The sequence below is a fragment of the Mycobacterium sp. THU-M104 genome (genome assembly GCF_049197365.1).
Lineage (GTDB): Bacteria > Actinomycetota > Actinomycetes > Mycobacteriales > Mycobacteriaceae > Mycobacterium.
The window spans coordinates 1-2,798 of record NZ_JBMIOP010000094.1; the positions used below are offsets into that span (position 1 = coordinate 1).

Sequence of the window (2,798 nt, forward strand, 5' to 3'; positions counted from 1 at the left end):
GTCTTCAGCAGCACGGACAGCTGGTCCACCACCTGACGATGTTCGGCGTGCGCGATCGCGATCAACCTGCTGGCCTTTTTGAGGGCGGGATAGTACAAGTCGTCCTCGATGCGGAAATGGATGTCGAGCTCGATCAACATGTCGCCGAAAAGATCGTGCCGCTCTTGTGAATTCACCGGCGACCGGCCGATCTTGCCGCCCAGCCCCTTGAGGACGGTGTGGTGCTCTTTCAACACGTCATAAGCGTTCACTTGTGTCCTCCCTTGTCACTTCCCGTGGCCCCGCCGACAGCGGTCGAAGCCCTGCCGCGGACCTCGACCGTTCCATCGACCAACCGGGCCTGGTAGCACGGCAGCGGCGCCGCCGCCGGGCCCCGCAGCACCTCACCGGACTCGGCTGAGAACCACGAGCCGTGCCATGGGCACACGAGCCGGCCGCGGTCGACCCAGCCGTCGGCCATCGGAGCCGCCAGGTGCGGGCAGAATTCGCCGAAGGCAGAGACCTCGTCAAGCCCGGTCCGGCACACCACCAGCCCCACCCCGTCGACTTCCACTCGCATCGGTTTCCCGTTCAGCGAGTCGGCGGACAGCACCGGTGTCCACTTCGTGGTGCGCAGCCGCTCACCGGCGTGGTCGATGCCGACGCCGGAGTCGAACACCAAGGCCCCGCCCAAGTAGCTGCCGGCGACGGTGATGCCGTAACCCAGTGCCGTCAAGGCGATCCCGCGGTAGTGACGCCCCTGGCGGCGGTCCCACCAGGACTGCGCGTACAGGGCGGTTGCGGCCAGGTTCACCAGGCCGTGCACCAGGCCGACCCGGCGGTCCTGCTCGTGGGTGTGCTGCCAATCGGTGACGCCGGTGACAGCCGAGCCGACGCTCGCCACGATGCCGAGCCCCAGCGCGCGGCTCGCGAACCGCGAGGCGTCGGGGACTCCCGTGGACCGCCGGCGCGGCGGCAGGCTGAGCGCGTCGAGCGTGACGGTCGTCGCGAGCGCCCCGCTGGTCAGCGACGCCAACGGCGGGTGTGCGGGGTGCCCCAGCCACACGCCGTGCAGCGCGTTGGTGACGCCGTTGCGGGCACCGCCCAGCCCGTTGTAGGCGAAGCTCAGCAGGTGCTCCAGCCGGTAGCTCGGCCGGTCCAGCCATTCCTGGCGCCCGATCGAGTACAGCAGCCGCTCTCCGAGGCCCTGCACGCGGCCACTTCGTGTCCGATGACCTATGTCACCAACCCTTCCCCTGCCGAGACAGGCGACGCCATGCACACAGAACGAACGATTACCCGTTGATCACCGTTTACTCACAACCTTGAAATGACCACGTTAACGCTGGTCTCTGGTCTCCCAGGCTGTCTAGACCTGTGAATTAGTCTAAACCGTTCTTGTAAAAACCTGGATCGCCGGGTTCTGCTCAGCACTGCGACGGGCACTATTCTCTGCATCGTGTGCGGGGCTGATCGATCTGGGTACTGCCGCTACGTCGCGATGGGTGACAGCCAGACCGAGGGCTTGTGGGACGGCGACGACGCCGCCGGCCTGCTGGGGTTTGCCGACCGGCTCGCAGTCATGATCGATGCGCTGCATCCAGGCCTGCTCTACGCCAACCTGGCGATCCGCGGCACGCGGATCGCCGACGTGCTCGCCGAGCAGCTTCCCCAGGCCCTCGCGATGAGGCCCGACCTGATCACGGTGTGCGCCGGGATGAACGATGTCATCCAGCCGGGCCGATCGTTCGGCCGCGCCCTCGGCGACCTCGACCGCCTGCACGCCGCGCTGGCCGGTTCGGGGGCGACGGTGGTGACCACAACCTTCCCGAACGTCGCGCAATTCCTCCCACTCGGCGGGCTGGTGTCGACGCGGCTCACCCGCATCAACGAGGCGATCAGCGACGCCGCCCGGCGCTACGGCTTCCGGCTCGTCGACCTGTACAACGCAGCCTCGATGCGCGATGCGGACACCTGGGCGATCGACCGGGTGCACGCATCCACCAGGGGCCATATTCTGTTCGCCGCCGCGGCTGCCGAGGCGCTGAATCTTCCTGGCAGCAGCCATGATTGGGCCGGTGCACGTGCCGACCCGGGGCGGTGGCCCGCCGCGTCCAGCACCCTGGGTCATCTGCGCTGGGCGCACGAGAGTTTCGTCCCGTGGATCTGGCGCCGGCTGCGGGGCCGGTCCTCGGCCGACGGCCGCGTGCCGAAACGGCCCCAGCTGGAACGCCTGAGCCCACGCAGCGGGCCGCACAACGGCTCCGGCACCCGGGAAAGAGGCTTTGCACCACGGCTGGGGTATGAGTCAGGCATCCTTGACCCATGAACGCGGAGGCCTTGCTGCAGTCGATCCCGCCGCTGGCGGTCTACCTGGTGGTCGGGGCCGTCGTCGGGCTCGAAAGCCTCGGCATCCCGCTTCCCGGGGAGATCGTCCTGGTCAGCGCGGCGCTGATGTCGTCTTACGATGACCTCGCCGTCAACCCGTTCTTCGTCGGGGCCGCCGCCGTGATCGGCGCAGTGGCCGGTGACTCCGTCGGCTACACGATCGGGCGCCGGTACGGCATGCCACTGTTCGACCGGCTCGGCCGGCGGTTCCCGAGACATTTCGGTCCCGGACACGTCGCGCTGGCCGAACAGCTGTTCAACCGCTGGGGTGTACGTGCGGTGTTCTTCGGCCGCTTCATCGCGTTGTTGCGCATCTTCGCCGGGCCGTTCGCCGGTGCCCTGAACATGCGCTACCCGCGTTTCCTGGCCGCCAACGTGTCGGGCGCCGTCTGCTGGGCGGGGGGCACCACCGCCCTGGTCTACTTCGCCGG

Annotated in this window: 4 protein-coding genes; 2 read left to right on the forward strand and 2 right to left on the reverse strand. The window is 68.2% G+C overall.

Annotation, left to right across the window (positions count from 1 at the left end; genetic code table 11):
- The coding region (locus tag ACOJVU_RS08810; protein ID WP_421529423.1) for a hemerythrin domain-containing protein at positions 1-251 on the reverse strand (251 nt) is incomplete at its 3' end.
- Entirely contained in the window at positions 248-1,219 is a 972-nt protein-coding gene (locus ACOJVU_RS08815) for a Rieske 2Fe-2S domain-containing protein (RefSeq protein WP_421529426.1), read from the reverse strand. The genes ACOJVU_RS08810 and ACOJVU_RS08815, both read right to left, overlap by 4 nt.
- A gap of 219 nt (positions 1,220-1,438) precedes the next feature.
- On the opposite strand from ACOJVU_RS08815, the gene ACOJVU_RS08820 reads away from it, so the two are divergent.
- Both ACOJVU_RS08820 and ACOJVU_RS08825 read left to right on the forward strand, forming a co-directional pair.
- Positions 1,439-2,308 carry an SGNH/GDSL hydrolase family protein gene (locus ACOJVU_RS08820; protein WP_421529424.1) on the forward strand — a complete coding sequence of 290 codons (870 nt, stop codon included), beginning with the start codon at positions 1,439-1,441 and terminating at the stop codon, positions 2,306-2,308.
- A partial coding sequence (locus tag ACOJVU_RS08825; RefSeq protein WP_421529425.1) for a DedA family protein occupies positions 2,305-2,798 on the forward strand: 494 nt, incomplete at its 3' end. The genes ACOJVU_RS08820 and ACOJVU_RS08825, both read left to right, overlap by 4 nt.